This is a genomic window from Mesorhizobium ventifaucium (assembly GCF_935822925.1).
Classification (GTDB): Bacteria; Pseudomonadota; Alphaproteobacteria; order Rhizobiales; family Rhizobiaceae; genus Mesorhizobium; species Mesorhizobium ventifaucium.
In genome coordinates, this window is record NZ_CAKXZS010000078.1 from 1 (window position 1) to 18861 (window position 18861).

Here is an 18861-nt window from a genome sequence, read left to right on the forward strand (position 1 = left end):
GGAGAAGGAGGAGTGAGATCGCGGCTGTTTTGTCGCGCCGCAACACAGCCTGAACCGCTTCGGGGAAGGCTGCGGAACCACGGGCAGAGATGCGCGTTTGGCACGACCCCTGGTGAGGATGCACCATGCCAGCTCGCCCAATCGTTTTGACAGCCGCAGCGATCCTCCTCGCCGCCACAGGCATGACTCACGCCCGCCCGGATGCGCGCACCATGACATGCGAACAGACGCAGTTTCTGATCCAGAGCCGGCGCGCGGTCGTCCTGACCACCGGCCGCAACACCTATGACCGCTATGTCCGCCAGTTCGGCAATGAATGCGACTGGCCCGAAGTGCCGGTCGCCTCCTATGTCAGGACGCTTGACGGTCAATGCCGGGTCCACCGATGCGAGGAGCCGGTTTTTGATTTCCCGGACTAGTGGGTCTGACGCCTTCGTTGTCCGAGGGCGGAGCAAGGAGCGAAGCGACGCGGCGTAGGCCAGGGGTCCACGCCGTTGCCGTGCGGCAGTGCCCGGCCGACCAGAACCGTAGCGGCTGGTAAAGCGCGAGCCGTTGCCGGATTTGTGCTCCGGCATGCGGCGGTCAAGATCGTTGGTGACGCCGATGTAGATCGTGCCGCGCTTCTGGTGGCATAGCCGGCGGAAGACTAACGAGCACCGTTGCGCATGCAAGCGTCGTTCTGAGCCGTTTCATTCTTCGGCTGGCGTAACGGCATGATGGGGTGGACGGCGCCCGACGGCATCGGATGTGCCAGAGTGGCGAGTCATACCGTTGCGGCCTGGCGGGCAGCGTGGCGCCTTCGTCGCCGCCGTCAAGGCCGCTTCGCGCCGCCTGCGGCGGTGACCTGCGGCCAGCCTTGACCGCCGGCTCAGCGCGGCGCCGACATGCCCGCATAGGCCGCAACGGAGAAACACCCAACACAAGCTCTTGCAACGGAAGGAAGATGGGCGTGATCGATCGATCTGTGGCGCGCGAAACTCCGAAGGATCCATTGGCCAACGGAAACCGCTGGCATGACTGGAACGGGCGTCGCGAACCCCACCTTGGCCAGCGGTCGCAAGGACCGCATTCAAAGGCCGGACATATGGACGCAAGCGATCGAAAATACCCCAGAACGACCGTTGCAGGCAGGGCGCCGTCCACATATGGATCCTAGGGTCTGCGCCGCGTCGCTTCGCTCCTTGCTTCGCCCTAGGATGACGAAGGTGTAGTAGTATGTGGCTACTCGCCAGCGCTGGAGATTGGCGGTTGCAGGCCAGGGATTCGCTCTAGAAGCCGAAGAACTGCCAGCCGACGAGATATCCAAGCGCGACGACCACCAGGGGAAACAAGGCTGGCGCCAGCCGGCTTAGAGCTGAGCTCCTTGCCGGCTCCTTTGGAGCGCTCCTTTCGGCGTTTCCGAGGTTCTTGGTCATTCCGCTATAGTAGCAATCGCTGATTAACGATTCCCCAACATACCGCGCCCACCCGCATGGAGCCGGGTGGCTTGCGGCAGGCGGGAACCAATCGCCGCCAACCTGCTTTGGCAAAGAGGCGATCGTTCGCGCGGAGGAGTTCGACATAAAACCTTTCGCATTCTTGCCAATCACGCTGCTCGGCGCACTGGCGTTGGCGGCGCCCGCTGCCGCCCAGACGGGTAACGAGACACAAGACCAGGCGCCTGCCCGCCACTGCCAGGCCCAGCCGCAAAACGGTCAGCAGCAGACGCCGCCCGTCAACAACGGTGACAGCCTGACCGACACGCTTGACCCCTGCAACGGCGTGCTGCTGCCGCCGCCGACCGGCGATCGGGGCATGGCCGCAACGCCGCCGGACCAAGGCAGGACACCGGTGCTCAAGCCCGGCGAGCTGCCGGCGCAGCCGCCAAAGCAATAATAGGGCATTTTTCGTCTCGGCACCTGACGGAAGCCTCGACGCCGGCAGGCTTTTTTGCTGGGGGGCGGAACATTAGTTCTCGCTAAATGTTCTTCCCGAAGCAGTCGATATCACCCCCCTCCGGTATCGCTGCTGATCGGGCAAACCGATCGGCCCGCGCCCCTTGCGACAGGAACGCGGGCCACTGCAACGTCAGCCGCGTAGCGATTGATTAGCCGCCGCTCACGGAACAAGAAGATTGTGTTAAGCGTTTGCAATTTGGGCGAGTCGTCCCGAATGTGGAAGGCGCAGCCCGCAAACCAGACAGGAGCAGACGATGAAAATCCACCTTGTTCCTGCCGCCGCCGGGCTGGCTTTGCTGGCCGGTGTCGGCGTCGCCACCGCAGACCAGGTGATTATCACGCCCGAGCAGCAGACGGTCGTCCGCGAATATGTGCAGAGGCACCCGCTGGCCTCGATCAGCATCCTGGGCGTGGAGCTCAACGTCGGTTCCACTGTGCCCGACACGGTTGAACTTCACCCGATCGAGGTTCCCGACGTCGAATACAGATACGTGGTCGTCGACGATCGCACCGTGCTGATCGATCCCGGCACCCGCAGGATCGTGCAGGTCATCGACTGACCTTCACCCGCCGCTCTCTCGGCAAGACGCGGGAAGAGCGGCGGCTCGCCGGCAGGCAGCCGGCTGTTGATCGTCTTTGTGGCGGGACGGAAAGGAGCCATTTCCATGTTGCCGCATGTCGAGTCACGCAATGTGGCCGCATCTGTCGACAAGCTGCTTGCCGAACGGGGCACTGCCCTGTTGTCGATGAAGGCGTTGATTGCAGCCGTGCGTGAGCAAACCGGAACGGAGCGCTCGGACGCCGATCTGGCGGGGCTGATCACCAAAAAGGCGGCACTCCTCGGGGTCGCGGTTCTGTCCGATTTGGGCCCACCTGACTCGGGCCGACCCGATTTGGGCCGAAGCCCTCAAGACGCCGGTCGAAAGTTCAGCTAAAAGTTGTCGCTCACCGATTTGAGCCGATGGAGGCAAACAGTGACGGACGACAGGCAGGAACGCATTCGCCGGCGGGCTCACGCGATCTGGGAACAGGCCGGCCGGCCCGAGGGCGCGCATCAGCAGCACTGGGACCAGGCCACGGCCGAGATCGACGGTGAGGAGAGCAGGCCCAAGGCGAAGATCGCTCGGCCGAAGGCGCCGGCGGCCGTCAAGGACAGTAAGCCAAAGGCTGCTGCCCGACCGCGGAAGGGCTAGCCTCTGACGCCGGCGATTGGCTCCACGACTTCGTCATCCCAAGCAAGGGGCGAAGCGACGCGGCGCAGGCCCGAAGAATGCAGCGGCTCAGGATAAATGCAGTGATCCTTGGCGCCCCCCTCTGTCCTGCCGGACATCTCCCCCACTTGGGGGAGATTGGTAGCTTTGGCGCACCGCTCGCTCCTGCGACAGCGGCGGTTCGCGAAGGCTCCGATAACGGCCGATCGAGGGGGCGCCTCGCTCCGCCATCAAAGGTTCTGCACCGTCGTGACGCTCTGATATCATGGCATGGTCTGCGCGGCGTCGCTTCGCTCCTTGCTCCGCTGAGCCTCGAGCGTACAACGCTTCGGCCGCGGCACCGTTGGTGCCGCGGCCGAAAGCGTGAACTCCCGAAATCGATCTCGGCTACTTGCCGCAGTGATTGTCGTTGACCGTCGGTGAAGCCGTGCCGGGAGACTTGTGCGTTGCATCAGGCATCGCTCCCTGCGGGCCTGCCGGGCAGTTCCGGTCGGCATTCGAGTTCAAGCCGTCAGGGCCCGCAATAATGCTACCGGTAATCCCGGTATCCACAGTACCCGGGTCAGCCAGGTTCGGATCGGTCGGGGCCGGGTCGATGACGACGCTTCTGTCGCTGCCGGTACCCGTGTCAGCGTTTGGGTCAGCGCCTGGGTCGCTGGCATTCTGGGCCATCGCAGAGGTGGCCAGACCGGCGGCGAGCACAGACGCTGCGAGAATTTTCGTAAGCATGGTCTTCTCCATTTGTCTCCATTATCTCGGTTGTCGCCGCATTTGCGACTATCAAAAAAACCGCTCGGGGCGGGCGAAGGTTCCCATAAAAATCCAGCCTGCGACGAACCGTCATGATTAGGACGGCAATCTTGCGCGGGATGCCGGGAACCCAAAAAACGTGCTGGCCGCGAGCCGTTGACATGACTGCCATGTCACGATATTGAACAGGACTATACAGGTTTACTGAACAGGTATTCCATGGCGCGTCGCACGACCCTGTCGTCTCCCGGAACCGGCAAGCCCGAACGGATCGCCACCGTCCTCGAGCAGGAGATCCGCTCCGGCGTGCTCGGCTTCGGCGACCGCCTGCAGAGCGAGAACGAGCTTGTCCAGCGCTTCTCCGTCAGCCGCAACACCATCCGCAAGGGGCTCGAGGAACTGTCGAGCCGCGGGCTGATCACCACCAAGGTCGGCATCGGCTCGTTCGTCACCTTCGACGGCATGCCGGTCGACGACGCCGTCGGCTGGTCGCGGGCGCTGGCCAATGCCGGCGCCAATGCTGATACGCGCACGCTCAGGCTCGAAGTCATGCAGGATGCCGAGCTTGCTGCCAGGCTTGGCGTCGAAAGTCCGTTCTTCATCGCCGTCGACCGGGTGCGCTCCAACGCCGATGACGGCCACGCCATCTCGATCGAGCGGAGCCGCCTGCCGCTGTCGCCCGAACTGGAGGACGTGCCGCTGCGCGGCCTGCGCGAAGGCTCGCTGCACCAGACGCTGCGCGGGGCGGGGCTTGTCCCCGATCACGGCGAGGAGTGGGTCGATATCGAGATGCTGAGCGCCGAGGACGCGGCCATTCTCGATTGCGCGCCCGGCGCGCCGTTCCTGCGCACGCGGCGCCTGACGCGGGACGCCGACGGCCGCGCCATCGAATTTGTCACCAGCCTGCTCAATCCGGCGCATTTCGCGCTTCACCTGGAGTTCTGAGGATGGAGACGCTGAGCATGGACACCGGCGAGGCGATTGACCGGGCGATGGGTGCGCTTGTCGGCGGTGCGCTGGGCGATGCGCTCGGCATGCCGACGCAGCTTTTGTCGCCGGCCCGCATCGCCGAGCTCTACGGTCCTGTCGAGGAGTTCGTCGCGCCCGCCGCCGACCATCCGGTGTCGAAGGGCCTGGCCGCGGGCACTGTCACCGACGACACCGAACAGGCGCTGCTGCTCGGCCGCATCCTGGTTGATTCAGGCGACGGCTTCGACCACACGCGCTGGGTCAAGGCGCTGCTCGACTGGGAGCGCGAGGTCAAGGCGCGCGGCAGCTACGATCTGCTCGGACCTTCGACCAAGCGCGCCATCGACGCCATCAATGACGGCGTGCCCGCCGAGGAGGCGGGGCGCAGCGGCGACACCAATGGCGCGGCGATGCGCATCGCGCCGGTCGGCATCATGATGCCGCCGGAGCCGCTCGGCGCGCTGGTCGCCAAGGTTGCGGAAACCTGCCGGGCGACGCACAACACCTCGATAGCGATTGCCTCGGCGGCTGCCGTTGCCGCCGCCATCAGCTGTGGTGTTGCCGGCGGCGATGTTGCTGGCGGCGATTGGCGCGCCGCCTCGGATCGCGCGGTCGTGGCGGCCAAGCAGGGCGCAGAACGCGGTCACTGGACCACCGGCGGCGACATCGCCGCGCGCATCGACTGGGCGAGGGGCCTGGTTCGCGGCAAGGCTGTCACTGACGGCATCCGGCTGATCGTCGACCTGGTCGGCACCGGCGTCGCCAGCCAGGAATCGGTTCCGGCGGCCTTTGCGGTGCTGGAAATAGCCGGTGGCGATCCCTGGCAGGCGGCCGTCATCAGCGCCAATCTCGGCGGCGACACCGACACGATCGGCGCCATTGCCGCCGGCATGGCAGGCGCTTGCGCCGGCTTTTCCCGATTGCCAAGGGAACACGTCGCCCGGCTCAAAGGGCTCGACATGGCGCAGGTGCGCGCGCTCGCCGCCGATCTGGTCGCGGTGCGGATGGCGAAACGCGGTTCAGGCAAGGATGCGGCGGCATGAGCGGGCGTCTTGTCCATATCGGCAGCGCGGTGGTCGACTATGTCTACCACATCGACGCCTTGCCTGAGCCCGGCACCGAAAAGACCGCATCGAGCCATGCCCAGGTCGCCGGCGGCGGCTTCAACATGATGGTCGCGGCCAGCCGCACCGGCATGAACGTCGTCTTCGGCGGCCAGCTCGGGAGTGGGCGCAACGGTGACTTCCTGCGCGCCGCCTTCGCCGCCGAAGGGATCGCAACGCTGACCCCGCCATCCCCGGTGATGGACAGCGGCAATTGCGTCGCCATGATCAGCGGTGACGCCGAGCGCACCTTCGTGTCATGGCCTGGCGCCGAGAGCGTGCTCAGCCTCGACATGATGGCGCCTGTCCGGGTTGCGCCGGGGGATTGGGTGTTCGCCTCCGGCTACACGCTGAGCTATGTCGGCAGCCGCGACGCGCTGGCCGACTGGATCGAGGCGCTGCCGGCGGAAATTCCCCTGGTCTTCGATCCGACGCCTGTCATCTCGGAGATTCCGCGCGCCATTCTCGACCGCGTGCTGGCGCACACGAGCTGGCTGAGCTGCAACACAACGGAAGCGGGCGAGATTGCCGGCCCCGGCGATGTCGAGGCCATTGCTGCCCGGCTTCTTTCCAATCACTGCCCGAGCGCCGAGGGGGTCATCATCCGCGCCGGGGCGAAGGGCTGCTTCGTACGGCTGGCTGAGGGCACCGCGCAGGCCGTGCCCGGTTTCAAGGTCGCCGCCGTCGATACCAACGGCGCCGGCGACACGCATATCGGCGCTTTCGTCAGCGCGCTGTCGCGCGGCGTGCCGCCCTTCGAAGCGGCAAGTTACGCCAATGCGGCGGCGGCGCTCTCGGTCACCCGCCATGGCGGATCGTCGGCGCCGACCGAGCAGGAGATCCAGACATTCCTCAGCCATGACGATCGATCCGTGCACCGGCCGGAAGCAGAAGGCCCATTTATGACAGCCTAAATGACGCAACAAGCCCGCCAACCGGGCAAACAATGAGAGGAACGAACATGCGCATGCCCAAAATGACTGCTTTTCTGACGGCAACGGCCGTCTTCGCTTCGGCACTTACGCTGGCCGCCAGGGCCGACGAGGTGCATGTGCTCAACTGGAAGGGCTACGGCGCCGACGAGCCCTGGGCCATTGCCGCCTTCGAGAAGGCGACCGGCAACAAGGTCGTCAACGACTTCTTCAATTCCGAACAGGAAATGCTGACCAAGCTGAGGACCAATCCCGGCCTCTACGACGTCGTCATGATCAACGCCGCCTTTAACGACCAGGCGATGGCGGAAAAACTGATCCAGCCGATCGATGTCTCGAAAATCCCCAACTATGCCGACATCAGCCCGGACAAGGCGGGTTCGCCGATGCTCAATCATGACGGCAAGGTCTATGGCGTGCCATGGGTATGGGGGCTGACCGCGCTCGCCATCAACGAGAAGGCCTTCGAGACGCCGCCGACCAGCATCGCCGAGATGTGGAACGAGGCGCACAAGGGCCGCGTCACCATTCGCGACGATGCTGTTGAAGCGGTCCAGTTCGGCGCCATCGCCACCGGCCAGAACATCAACGATATCAAGGATATGGAGGCGGTCAAGGCGAAGCTGACCTCGCTGATGCCGCAGATCAAGACGTTCTGGAGCTCGGAAAACGACTGGAACCAGATGGTCGCCTCCAACCAGATCGACATCGGCACCTATTGGAGCGGCTCGGCCGACCGCGCCAAGACGCATTTCAAGCTGCCGGTGTCGCTGGTCATCCCAAGCGAAGGCGCCGTCGCCTGGCTCGACGCCTTCTCCATCCCGGTCGGCGCCAAGAACGTCGCCGGCGCCGAGGCCTTCATCAACTACATGATCGATCCCGGCTTCTACGTCGAGTGGGTCACCAAGGTCGGCGCGCCGGTCTCGGCCAACACCAAGGCGGTTGCTGCGCTTCCCGAAGACGCCTTCAACCGCAGGGTGATGGGCGACCCTGATGTCGGCAAGCGCATCCAGTTCCAGGCGCCGATCACCGACGCGCAGCGCGAGGCCTATCTGTCGCTATGGCAGGAGCTGAAGGTCAACGTGAAATAGTGGCCGGGTGAAATACCGGCCGGGTGAAGTAACGGCCGGGTGAAATAGCGGGCCGATTTTCGGGGAGGAGCATATGGCAGGACAGGTCGCGACCGGTTCGAGGAGCGGATTGCGATCGGCTTTGCCCTTGCTTGTGCCGGCCTATCTCTGGCTGACGGTGGCGATCTTCCTGCCGCTGTCGGCCATGGTGTTCTTCTCCTTCATGACCGAGCTGCCGTTGCCGGGAAAGGCGTGGTCGTTCACGCTGGACAACTACGCCACCTTCTTCTCGCAGCCGCTGTATTTGACGCTGCTGGCGGCCTCGCTCAGGCTTGGGCTCGAGGTGACGCTGTGGTGCATCGTCATCGGCTATCCCGCGGCCTATGTGCTGGCCAAGGTGTTTAGGGGACGCAGCCGCGAGGCGATCTTCCTGCTCGTCATCCTGCCGTTCTGGTCGAACGGCCTGGTGCGCATCTTCTCCTGGGCGATGGTGCTGCGCGAAGGCGGCATTCTCGATTCGGCGCTCAACGCCGTGCTGCCGTTCAACATCAACATCGATCTGATGTATTCCTATCCAGCCGTCATCATCGGCCTGGTGCACTCCTATGTGCCCTACATGGTGCTGACCTGTTACCTCACGCTGCAGGCCATCGACGATTCGCTGATCGAGGCAGGACGCTCGCTTGGCGCCTCGCGGCTGCAGATGCTGAAAAGGGTGATCATTCCGCTGTCGATGCCGGGGCTGGTCGCGGGAGCGGCGCTGATCTTCGTTCCCGTCGTCGGTTCCTTCATGGAACCGCGCATCCTCGGTGGCCGCACCGGCACCTTCTACGGCACAGTCATCGAGGACCAGTTCGTCGCCGTGTTCAACTGGCCGCTTGGTGCAGCGCTGTCCTTCATCCTGCTGGCCGTCGTGCTGGTCATCCTGGCACTGGCGTCGCCGGTGCTGAAGAGGGCTGCGTGATGGCGACGACCCGTATCCTGGAATGGTGCGGGCGCCTTTATATCTGGCTGCTGCTCGCCTTTCTCTACCTGCCTGTTATCATCATGGCGCTGATGTCGTTCAACGTCTCGCCCTTCTACCAATTGCCGTTCGAATGGACGACTGAGTGGTACGCTTCGTTGTGGCAGAACGATCAACTGATATCGGCCACCTGGAACAGCATAGAGATCGCCATCATCAGTACCATCATCTCTACGGTGCTCGGCTCGGCGGCGTCGCTGGCGCTCTACCGCTATGAATTTCGCGGCAAGAAATTCCTGCAGGCGCTGCTGTTTCCACCGATCGCCATACCGTGGCTGATCACCGGCACGGCGATGCTGATCTTCTTCTTCGGCGTCGGCATCGGGCGTGGGCTGTTCGCGATCCTACTCGGCCATGTGGCGCTGGCGCTGCCCTATGTCATCGTCGTCGTCTCGGCCCGGCTGCAGACCTTTGCGCCGGAGCTGGAGGAAGCGGCGCGATCGCTCGGCGCCAACCAGTGGCAGGTGACGTCGCGCGTGACGCTGCCCTGGATCATGCCGGGCGTCATCGCCGGCGGGCTGTTCGCCTTTGCCGTGTCGTTCGACCAGTTCGTGGTCTCCTACTTCCTGTCGACGCCCGGGCAGACGACGCTGCCGGTCGAGATCTACGCCGCGATCCGCAAGGGTTTTACGCCGGAGATCAATGCCGTCTCGACGATCATCATCGTCGTCTCGATGGCGCTGATGCTGCTTACGGCACGGTTCTTCAAATTCGGCGGAGAGAAATAATGGCCGGTGTACAGGTAGCGAATTTGTCGCGCAGTTTTGGCGCGCACACGGCACTGGACGACGTCTCGATCGATTTCGCCGACGGTGGTTTTTATGCGCTGCTCGGGCCGTCGGGCAGCGGCAAGACCACGCTCTTGCGCCAGATCGCCGGCTTCGATTTCCCCGACTCCGGCCGCATAGCGATCGGCGGCGAGAGCGTCGAGCGGGTGCCGGTCGAGAAGCGGCGCATCGGCATGGTGTTCCAGAACTATGCGCTGTTTCCCAATATGAGCGTCGCCGACAATGTCGCCTTCGGCCTGTCGGTGCGTGGCGAAGCCAAGGCAACGATACAAAGCGAGGTGCAGCGGGCGCTCGACCTGGTGCAGCTCGGCAAGCTCGGCGCCCGCCGCCCGCACCAGCTGTCCGGCGGCCAGCGCCAGCGCGTCGCGCTGGCCCGCGCCATCGTCACCAAGCCGCGCGTGCTTTTGCTCGACGAGCCGTTGGGCGCGCTCGACAAGGCGCTGCGCGTCGACATGCAGATCGAGCTGAAACGCATCCAGCGCGAGATCGGCATCACCACCATCTTCGTCACCCACGACCAGGAAGAAGCGCTGACGATGAGCGACCGCATCGGCATCCTGCGCGACGGTCGGCTGGTGCAGGAGGGGCCGCCGGAAGAGATCTACGACAGGCCGAAGAGCGAGTTCGCCGCCACGTTCCTCGGCGACGCCAACATCTTGCGCGGCGAGACCACCGGCACCGGCATCCGCTTGCCCGACGGCACGGCGATCGCCGCCGGGGCAGGCGCGACGCTTGCCGGCGGCGCCACGGCCAGCTGCGCGGTGCGGCCCGAACGCATCCGCATTGGCACCGATTCAGGGACGTCTGATCCGAACGCCAATATGCTCCGGGGCCAGGTTTCCAAGCGCATCTTCGCCGGCAACAACAGCACCTATTTTGTCGATCGCAACGGGCAAACCATCAAAGTCACCGTGCAGAACACAGGTGTTGAAAAATTGGCGGAGGGGCAAAAAGTGGTGCTGCGCTGGTCGCCGGAGAGCACGGTGCTGATCGCGGCCAGTTAGGATATGGACAAGTCGAAAGCTGGCGATTCTTCCCACCCCCTCTGCCCGGTAGGTGCTGTTCCGCTATCTGTCGAGCAAAATGGGGCGCCGGAGCATGCCGATGACGCTTGAACTCAGTGCGGGCGACCAGTCCATGCTCGATGGCGAGCACGGCCCGGCCGTGGCCGCCGCGATGAAGATACTGGTCGCCTTTTCCAACGCGGTCGGCGCGCGCAGGCTGCTGGATATTGCCGGTGCCCATATCGACGGCTGCCTGTATCACGGCCAAGCCGGTCTCGATTTCGTCGAGAGGCTGGTCGAGGGCGGCGGTCGCGTGCATGTGCCGACGACGCTGAATGTCGGCTCGTTCGACCTCATCCATCCCGGACTGGTGAGGATGCCGCCGTCGCAAGAGGCACCGGCACGCCGTCTTATGAAGGCGCATCTTGAACTCGGCTGCCAGGCGACCTTCACCTGCGCGCCCTATCAGACGCGGTTCCGCCCGGCTTTCGGCGAGCAGATCGCCTGGGGCGAATCCAACGCCATAGTCTTCGCCAATTCAGTGATCGGCGCGCGGACCAACCGCTATGGCGATTTCATTGATTTGTGCTGCGCGATGACCGGGCGCGCGCCGGCCTGGGGGCTGCATTTAAGCGATAATCGACGCGGCCAGATCCTGTTTGAGCTGACCGGTTCTTTCGAGCCTACCGACGCCCTGTTCGTCGGCGTCGGGCTGATCATCGGGCAGGCGAGTGGCGACCGCATTCCGGTCATATCGGGCCTGCCGCAGCCGCGCGACGAGGACCAGCTGAAGGCGCTGGGTGCGGCGGCGGCAACGACGGGCGCGGTGGCGCTGTTTCATGTGGTCGGCATCACGCCGGAAGCAAAGACGCTCGACGAGGCATTTCGCGGCATGGCGCCGGAGGCGACGATCCGGATCTGTCGCGCCGACATCGACCAGGCACTGGCAGAACTGTCGAGCGTCCCCGACGGCGCGCCGCTTACAGCGGTGTCGCTCGGCACGCCGCATTTTTCCCATGACGAGTGGATGCGCCTGCTGCCGATGCTGCGCGAGATCGCGCCGGGCAGGGGCGTTCCGATCTATGTCAACACCGGACGCGCCACTTTGAAGAGATTGCAGGACGAGGGCGCACTGGCCGGCATGGGGGCGTTAGGCCTAATTCCGGTTGCGGATACCTGCACCTATGTCACCTCGATTATCGAGCGTCTCGACGGCGTGGTGATGACCAATTCCGGCAAATGGGCACATTACGCGCCCGGCAATATCGGCGTGTCGGTGGCGTTCGGCGATATGGAAGATTGCGTCCGCTCGGCAGCGGCCGGGCATGTCGTGCGGAGCGCGCCATGAGCGAACAGGAAAGTCGAGCCCTGAAACGTCGAGCCCTGAACAGAGTTGGCAGTTTCCAGCTTGCCGGCGAGGCGCAAGGCTCGGCGCTGGTGTTTTCGCACGCGCTCAGCTTCTGGGGCGGGATCGACGTCGAAACAGGCGAAATCATCGACCACTCGCATCCCGGTCTTGGCCAAAATGTCGCCGGCAAGATCCTGGTGATGGCATCCGCGCGGGGATCGTCGTCATCCTCGTCGGTTCTTGCCGAGGCGATCCGCAAGGGCACGGCGCCGGCCGGGATCATTCTGGAGCGGCCGGACCCGATCCTTGCCGTCGGCGCCATCGTCGCCGAGTTTCTCTACGAAATCAGCATGCCGCTGGTCGTCTGCGACATATCGGGCATTGTCTCCGGCGACCGGATCGCGATCAGCCTGGGCGAGGATGCGCAAGCGATGGTGAGGAAGATCTAGCCGTGTGGACAGTGCCACAGGCCGCACTTGCTGGCGCGGCCATTCCTGTTTCGAGCCGTAAGTTCAGATCTCCGGGATGCTTTCCCTGAAAATCACCTGCAGCCTCGGCTGGTGCAACTCGTAGGGCAAGCCCCTGATCGCGTGGGTCAAGGTGTTGAGCGCTTCGCGGGCCTCGACGCGCGGGTTCTGGTCGATGACCGCGTCGAGCGTGCCGTCGAGTAAAAGGTCCTTGGTGCCTTCCGTCACCTCATGGCCGAGAAACACAGTCGACAGCGCCCGGCCTCGCTCCTTGAGCGCCCGGGCGATGCCGGTGTTGCCGGCGCCGACATTGTAGATCGCGGCCAGGTCCGGGTGCCGGTCCAGCAGAGCGGAGGCCTCCAAATAGGCCTTTTCCCGGTCGTCGAGCATCTCGCGCATCTCAACGATCTGCAGATTGGGCGAGTCTTCCGTCAGGATGTGGCGGAAGCCCATCTCGCGCTCCTCATGGCCGCGATAGGAGAGCGAGCCGGCGAACAGCGCGACCTTGCCCGGACGATCGGCGGCCATGAAGCGGTTGAGCAGGTAGCCGGCGAGCCGGCCGGCGGCGCGGTTGTCGATGCCGATATAGGCGACCCTCGGCACGTGCAGGATATCGGATGCGATGGTGACGACCTTGACGCCGCTGGCCGATAGCGAGCGGATCGCCTCGCGGACCGTCGGATGGTCGAGCGCGATGACGCCGACGCCTTGCGTCTGGCCGCGCAATTCCTGCAGCAGGCGGGCAAGCCGGTCGGGATTGAAGCCTTCGATCGTGGCGACGCGCACATCGAGGTCCGGTCTTGACTGCGCCTGCGCCTCGATGTGCCGGTGCAGCATCTTGATGAAAGAATTGGTGCCGGCGGGCAGGGCGAAGTCGAGCCGTATGACATCGCCGCGCGGTGCATTGCGCGGGATCGGGCCGTTCGAATTTTCAGCGATGTAGCCTAGCCGCTGCGCCGTTTCCAGCACGACCTCGCGGGTGCGCGCCCTGACCCCGGCGCGGTTGTTGAGCACACGGTCGACCGTCGCGGCTGAAACGCCGGCTTCCCGGGCTATGTCTGTCAGGGTGGACCGCACAGTCGATCACCTCATTGCTGGTGCGCTACAGGCGCATCAAAATCGCGGATTAACGGATCGGATGGCGGACGACGATTTCATTGTCATCCGCGATTCTGATGGGAAATGATGTATACAGCCTTAGCCGATGCGCAAGCCGGCGCGCTACACCAAATCGTCGAGCCGACCCGAAAAGGATCGGCGCGGCTCGGTTCCCTCAAATTCAAGCACTAGGTGCCGTGGGCTGACCTCGCTGAACTGCATCCTCTGCCTCATTTGCGATGTTATGACGTGTTTTGATTATTTATGATGTTGACAGCCTTCCCATAGTGCCGTCAATATCCATCATGAGGGCCGTGGAGGAACAAGGCCCTCAAGGGAGGACTTCCAATGTCTGATATGATCCGCATGTCGCGGCGCCGTTTGCTGGCGTCCGGTGGAAAGGCGGCATTGCTTGTTGCCGCCGCAGGTATCGCACCGAAATTCATCCGTCCCAGCCGCGCCTATGCGGCCGACGCCCTGGCGCCGGGGATGATCGGCGGCCCCACGGGCTTTGATGGCTCTGAGCGCTATCAATATGGTCCCGACACGCCGGAAGGCCGCGCCATCGAGGCGGCCAAGGCGATGAAGGGTGCTGGCAAGGCGCCGGCCAAGATCGTGCTCGGCCTGTCCGACGGCTCGATCGGCCAGTTGACCCAGCCGTTTCCCGCCGGCGCGCCTTCGATAAAGGATCTGTGGGAAAAGGAAACCGGCATTCCGCTCGAGATCGTCGGTGTGCCGAACGGCCAGGAATTCACCAAGACGATGCAGGACATCTCCACCAAGGGTGGGGCCTATGACATCTACGCGGTCGAATGGAATCGTCTCGGCGACCTCGCTGAAACCGGCGGCATCCTGAAGCTCGACGACTTCGTCGCCCAGTACAAGCCGGAATGGGACGATCCCGATCGCGGCTATGTCAACGGCGCCAAGGGCGTCTCGCTGCTCAACCAGTATCGCGGCTCGACCTATGGCGTGTCGCTGGACGGCGATTTTCAGACTTGGGTCTACCGCACCGATCTGTTCGGCGATGCGGCCGAGAAGAAAGCCTTCTCCGACAAATATGGCTACGAACTGGTGCCGCCGAGGACATGGAAACAGCATGACGAGATCGCGGCCTTCTTCCAGCGCCCCGACAAGGGCCTGTTCGGCTCGACCGATCTGCGCAACCAGGGCTGGGGCTACACCAACTGGGATCAGCGTTATGTTTCAATGGCTTCGCCAAATCAGTTCCTGTTCGACGACACCGGCAAGCCGCTGATCAATTCCGAGCAAGGCATTGCTGCTACCAACGAGTATATCGCCTCGCTGGCCCATCATTCGCCGGATGCGATCTCGTGGGGCTGGCCCGAGCAGTACGGCAATTTCGCCAAGGGCGGCGCCGCCATGACTTGCGCCTTCTCCAATCTGCCGAAATTCCTCGACAATGCCGGCAACAAGGATTCAGCTGTCACCGGCAAGATCGGCTCGATGCTGCCGCCTGGCCGCGAGATCGACGGCAAGCTGATCAGCCGCTCTGTACTGTGGCTCAATCTGTCGGCTTCGGTCTCGTCGCAGGCCAAGAATCCGGAGGCCTGTTACCTGTTCCTGCAGTGGCTGGGATCGAGCCGCATCTATGCCTGGATGACCGCCAATCCCGGCGGCTATTTCGATCCGTTCCGGCTGTCGGATTTCTCCGATCCGCTGGTCCGCCAGACCTATCATGCCTACCACATGGATGTGGTGCGCGAGACGGTCGCTCGCACTGTGCCGACCATCAACTATCCCGGCGCCACCGCCTTCCACAATGCGCTGGACGAGAACCTCGTCGCCGCGTTGACCAAAGCCAAGACCGCCGAGCAGGCGATGGCCGACACCGAGGCCGAATGGAAGAAGATCGCCCGCCGCACCGGCGAGGAGAAGCTTCTCGAAGCCATCAAGACCAACAAGGAGGCCTGGCCCACCGTTCTCGATCCGATCAGCTGATCCTCCTCCCAGGATCCGAATGGAGGCGAGGAGTTTGCGCTTCGCCTCCGCAAACGATGGACCAGCAAGCTGCATGATGAAGCGTTCCGTTCCCTTCGAAATATCCCGCTATGCAGCGATCCTTGCCGCCATTGCGGTGACGCTGGTGCCGATCCTGTGGATGGTGTCGATGGCCTTCAAGCCGATCGCTGAATGGTCGGCGACGGGCGCCGAACTGACCTGGTGGCCGAAGGATCCGACGCTCAGCAATTTCCGCTTCGTCTTCGGTGAATCGACCAACAACCTGATCGTCGCGCTCGATCGCACCGCCCTGAAGCCGATCCTGTCGTCGCTGCTGTCAGCCACGTTCGGAACGGCGATCGCCATGTCGGCGGGCACCGCGGCGGCCTACGGGCTGTCGCGCTTCGGCTCGGGCCAGAACCTGCCGCTGGCGCTGATCCAGCTCCGCCTGTTTCCGCCAATGGCGGTGATGACGCCGGTGATGATCATGTGGGCCTTCCTCAACTTCACCGACAGCTGGTGGGGGCTGTCGCTGATCTACGGCATCGTCACGCTGCCCTTTGCGTTCTGGCTGATGAAGACCTTCTTCGACGACATGCCGCGCGAGATCGAAGAAGCGGCGCTGGTCGAGGGCTGCTCGCGGCTACGCGTCTTCACTCGCATCACGCTGCCGATGATGCGCGCGCCGCTCGCCAGTGCAGCGCTGTTCGTCTTCATCCTCAACTGGTCGGACTATCTGATCGCGCTGCTCCTGACGACGCGCGAATGGGTGACGGTCCCCGTCTACATGGCCTCGCTGTCCTCCTCGATGACCGGACAGCTCTATGGCGCCAAGGCAGCTCTCGGCCTGATCGCCGCGGTGCCGCCGGTCATCATGGGTATCGCCATCCAGCGTCATCTGGTGCGCGGGCTGACCTTCGGGGCGCTCAAGCAATGAGCCCGGTCAGCGCCACGATTTCGGGGGACGCCTCCATTTTGGAAGACAACAGCGACGCGGCCAGGGCAAGGCCGGTATTGCCGGACGAAGGCTCACGGCTCGGATTCAGGCTGACATTGCCGGCGCAGATCCTGGTGCTGTTCATCGCGGTCTTCCCGCTGCTGATGCAGCTCTATATCAGCCTGACCGACTGGTCGCCGCTGTCCGGCCACGGCTGGTGGAGCGCCTGGTCGCTGTGGAACAATTTTGCCAACTACACCGACCTTGCCGCCGACGCGCGCTTCTGGAGCGCGTTGAAGCGCACGGCCATCGTCATGATCGTCTGCGTGCCGGCGGAATTCCTGCTCGGCCTGGCGCTCGCCACGCTGTTTGCCGACGAGTTCCCGGGCAAGCGGATATTCTACTCGATCCTGCTGATGCCGATGATGGTGGTGCCGGCGGTGGCCGGCTACATGTTCTTCATGCTGTTCCAGTCGGGCGGACCGGTCAACGACATCCTGTCGGCGCTATCAGGCTTTCCCGTCACCATCGCCTGGCTGTCGGACCCGACGCTGGCGCTCATCGCCGTCATGGTCGCCGATATCTGGCAGTGGACGCCGCTGATGTTCCTCATCCTGCTTGCCGGCCTGGTCGGCGTGCCCGAAGACCAGATCAAGGCGGCGACGCTGCTCGGCGCCAATCCCTGGCAGCGCTTCGTCACCATCGTGCTGCCGAAGATGAAGACGATCATCATCATCGCCCTGGCGATCCGGGTGATCGAGAATTTCAAGATCTTCGACACGTTCTACATCATGACCGGCGGCGGTCCCGGCGTCGCCACCGAAACCATCTCCGTCTATATCTACAAGCTCACCACCCAGGACCTGATCTGGGGCTATGTCGCGGCGATCGCGCTGGCCATCCTGATCGTGCTGTCCATCGCCGCGGTGTTTGCCATGAAGCGCATGGCGCGGGCGCGCGAGGTGCCGGCATGAGCGCCATCCATCTGCAGAACCTGGTCAAGAAATTTGGCGATTTTACCGCCTTGAAGACGATGGATCTTGCCATCGCCGACGGCGAGTTCATGGCGCTGCTCGGGCCGTCGGGCTGCGGCAAGTCGACGACGATGAACATGATCGCCGGCATGGAAGAGCCGACCAGCGGCAAGATCCTGTTCGGCGAGCGCGACATGGCCGGCGTGCCGATGGGACGCCGCGGCGTCGGCTTCGTCTTCCAGAACTACGCGATCTTCACTCATATGAGCGTGCGGCAGAACCTCGCCTATGGCCCAAAAATGCGCGGCGCGCCAAAAGCCGAGATCGACCGCCGCGTCGGCGCCATTGCCGAGATGCTGCAGCTGACGCCGCTGCTCGACCGCAAAGCCGACAGGCTGTCGGTCAACATATTGCAGCGGGTGGCGATCGGCCGCTCGGCGATCATGGAGCCGGCGATCTTCCTGCTCGACGAGCCGCTGTCCAATGTCGATGCGGCCTTCCGGGCGGTGATGCGGACCGAATTGAAGCAGCTGCAGCGGCAGTTCCGGCAGACCATGGTCTACGTCACCCACGACCAGCTCGAAGCGATGACCATGGCCGACCGCATCGCGGTGATGGACCACGGCGTGCTGCAGCAAGTCGGCACGCCGCTCGAGGTCTACAACAATCCGGCCAATATCTTCGTCGCCCGCTTCATCGGTGCACCGGGGATGAACCTGCTGAGGGGCAGGCCGGCAGAAAGCGACCGGGGCCTGGTCATCGACCTGGGGGCGCTCGGTGTCACGCCGCCGCTGCCGGCCGAAATCGCTGACGCGGTGCGCGGCGCCCCGGGCGACGTGCTTTACGGCTTCCGACCGGAGCAGGTCACGCTGGCCGAAGGCGGCCGCGGGCTTTCGCTGCCGGTAACCTTCGTCGAGCGCATCGGCGCGCGCACCATCGTCCATCTCGGCCAGGGCGAGAGCGCGGTGAAGGCGGTGTTCGACAATGATGTCGGGCTGGCGATCGGGCAGACAGCGGTTGTCGCGCCGGCCCAGGCGTCCGTGCGTGTGTTCGACGCCGCCACCGGCCTTGCCATGAAGGCGGGAGGCTGAGATGCTCGTGCAAATATCTCTACGTCGGCGCCGCCCCTCACGCTTACCCTCTCCCCGTATAGTGACGGGGAGAGGGGGGCGCCGGCGTTGGAGTTTCACCCTTCTCCCCGTCTCTATACGGGGAGAAGGTCCCGGCGGGGGGATGAGGGGCAGCGCCAACGCCGACAATCTGTCCGCAACCAGTGGAGCGGGCTGA

At 64.1% G+C, this 18861-nt stretch carries 20 protein-coding genes and 1 pseudogene; 18 read left to right on the forward strand and 3 right to left on the reverse strand.

All coding sequences use genetic code 11. The features are described from left to right. The first annotated feature begins 125 nt into the window (after positions 1-125). Entirely contained in the window at positions 126-419 is a 294-nt protein-coding gene (locus tag NMG70_RS30915) for a hypothetical protein (RefSeq protein ID WP_254027985.1), read from the forward strand. Positions 420-578: 159 nt separating this feature from the next. Here the strand turns inward: NMG70_RS30915 and NMG70_RS33115 are convergent. After that, positions 579-671 (reverse strand): annotated as a pseudogene (locus NMG70_RS33115) (hypothetical protein); the annotation flags it as partial. 907 nt (positions 672-1578) lie between these two features. On the opposite strand from NMG70_RS33115, the gene NMG70_RS30920 reads away from it, so the two are divergent. The 4 genes from NMG70_RS30920 (at position 1579) to NMG70_RS30935 (ending at position 3130) form a co-directional block, all read left to right on the forward strand. Further along, the gene (locus tag NMG70_RS30920; protein ID WP_254027986.1) at positions 1579-1875 is read left to right on the forward strand and encodes a hypothetical protein; all 297 of its coding nucleotides are present in this window, start codon (positions 1579-1581) and stop codon (positions 1873-1875) included. A 316-nt stretch (positions 1876-2191) separates the two neighbouring features. After that, complete coding sequence (locus NMG70_RS30925; RefSeq protein ID WP_254027987.1) at positions 2192-2497, forward strand: DUF1236 domain-containing protein; 306 nt, start codon at positions 2192-2194, stop codon at positions 2495-2497. Positions 2498-2602: 105 nt separating this feature from the next. Beyond that, positions 2603-2872, forward strand: a complete 270-nt coding sequence (locus NMG70_RS30930) for a hypothetical protein (protein WP_254027988.1) — start codon at positions 2603-2605, stop codon at positions 2870-2872. A 39-nt stretch (positions 2873-2911) separates the two neighbouring features. Beyond that, the gene (locus NMG70_RS30935) at positions 2912-3130 is read left to right on the forward strand and encodes a DUF2934 domain-containing protein (RefSeq protein ID WP_254027989.1); all 219 of its coding nucleotides are present in this window, start codon (positions 2912-2914) and stop codon (positions 3128-3130) included. Positions 3131-3535: 405 nt separating this feature from the next. Here the strand turns inward: NMG70_RS30935 and NMG70_RS30940 are convergent, their stop codons facing one another. After that, on the reverse strand, positions 3536-3889 hold the full coding sequence (locus NMG70_RS30940; RefSeq protein WP_436798498.1) for a hypothetical protein: 354 nt from the start codon (positions 3887-3889) through the stop codon (positions 3536-3538). Positions 3890-4117: 228 nt separating this feature from the next. On the opposite strand from NMG70_RS30940, the gene NMG70_RS30945 reads away from it, so the two are divergent. The 9 genes from NMG70_RS30945 to NMG70_RS30985 all read left to right on the forward strand — a co-directional run bounded on the left by NMG70_RS30945 (position 4118) and on the right by NMG70_RS30985 (position 12585). Then, entirely contained in the window at positions 4118-4843 is a 726-nt protein-coding gene (locus tag NMG70_RS30945; protein ID WP_254027991.1) for a GntR family transcriptional regulator, read from the forward strand. 2 nt (positions 4844-4845) lie between these two features. Continuing rightward, complete coding sequence (locus NMG70_RS30950) at positions 4846-5910, forward strand: ADP-ribosylglycohydrolase family protein (protein ID WP_254027992.1); 1065 nt, start codon at positions 4846-4848, stop codon at positions 5908-5910. Beyond that, positions 5907-6884, forward strand: coding sequence for a PfkB family carbohydrate kinase (locus tag NMG70_RS30955; RefSeq protein WP_254027993.1), 978 nt, complete (start codon positions 5907-5909; stop codon positions 6882-6884). The genes NMG70_RS30950 and NMG70_RS30955 overlap by 4 nt, the downstream gene beginning before the upstream one ends. A gap of 47 nt (positions 6885-6931) precedes the next feature. Continuing rightward, entirely contained in the window at positions 6932-7993 is a 1062-nt protein-coding gene (locus tag NMG70_RS30960; protein WP_254027994.1) for an ABC transporter substrate-binding protein, read from the forward strand. A gap of 73 nt (positions 7994-8066) precedes the next feature. Next, the gene (locus NMG70_RS30965) at positions 8067-8936 is read left to right on the forward strand and encodes an ABC transporter permease (protein ID WP_254027995.1); all 870 of its coding nucleotides are present in this window, start codon (positions 8067-8069) and stop codon (positions 8934-8936) included. Next, entirely contained in the window at positions 8936-9724 is a 789-nt protein-coding gene (locus NMG70_RS30970; RefSeq protein WP_254027996.1) for an ABC transporter permease, read from the forward strand. Before NMG70_RS30965 ends, NMG70_RS30970 begins: the two co-directional genes overlap by 1 nt. Next, on the forward strand, positions 9724-10788 hold the full coding sequence (locus NMG70_RS30975) for an ABC transporter ATP-binding protein (RefSeq protein ID WP_254027997.1): 1065 nt from the start codon (positions 9724-9726) through the stop codon (positions 10786-10788). Before NMG70_RS30970 ends, NMG70_RS30975 begins: the two co-directional genes overlap by 1 nt. A 100-nt stretch (positions 10789-10888) precedes the next feature. After that, positions 10889-12136, forward strand: coding sequence for an aconitase X (locus tag NMG70_RS30980; RefSeq protein ID WP_254027998.1), 1248 nt, complete (start codon positions 10889-10891; stop codon positions 12134-12136). After that, a complete protein-coding gene (locus NMG70_RS30985; RefSeq protein WP_254027999.1) occupies positions 12133-12585 on the forward strand; it encodes an aconitase X swivel domain-containing protein in 453 nt (150 codons plus the stop codon). The genes NMG70_RS30980 and NMG70_RS30985 overlap by 4 nt, the downstream gene beginning before the upstream one ends. 63 nt (positions 12586-12648) lie before the next feature. Here NMG70_RS30985 and NMG70_RS30990 read toward each other — a convergent pair whose 3' ends face one another. Then, a complete protein-coding gene (locus NMG70_RS30990) occupies positions 12649-13680 on the reverse strand; it encodes a LacI family DNA-binding transcriptional regulator (RefSeq protein WP_254028000.1) in 1032 nt (343 codons plus the stop codon). A gap of 369 nt (positions 13681-14049) precedes the next feature. On the opposite strand from NMG70_RS30990, the gene NMG70_RS30995 reads away from it, so the two are divergent. The 4 genes from NMG70_RS30995 to NMG70_RS31010 all read left to right on the forward strand — a co-directional run bounded on the left by NMG70_RS30995 (position 14050) and on the right by NMG70_RS31010 (position 18665). Continuing rightward, positions 14050-15663, forward strand: a complete 1614-nt coding sequence (locus NMG70_RS30995; RefSeq protein ID WP_254028001.1) for an extracellular solute-binding protein — start codon at positions 14050-14052, stop codon at positions 15661-15663. A 73-nt stretch (positions 15664-15736) separates the two neighbouring features. Next, a complete protein-coding gene (locus NMG70_RS31000; RefSeq protein ID WP_254028002.1) occupies positions 15737-16600 on the forward strand; it encodes a carbohydrate ABC transporter permease in 864 nt (287 codons plus the stop codon). After that, positions 16597-17574: a carbohydrate ABC transporter permease gene (locus tag NMG70_RS31005; RefSeq protein WP_254028003.1), complete on the forward strand. Its 978-nt coding sequence runs from the start codon at positions 16597-16599 to the stop codon at positions 17572-17574. Before NMG70_RS31000 ends, NMG70_RS31005 begins: the two co-directional genes overlap by 4 nt. After that, positions 17571-18665 carry an ABC transporter ATP-binding protein gene (locus tag NMG70_RS31010; protein ID WP_254028004.1) on the forward strand — a complete coding sequence of 365 codons (1095 nt, stop codon included), beginning with the start codon at positions 17571-17573 and terminating at the stop codon, positions 18663-18665. Before NMG70_RS31005 ends, NMG70_RS31010 begins: the two co-directional genes overlap by 4 nt. Positions 18666-18861: the final 196 nt, after the last annotated feature.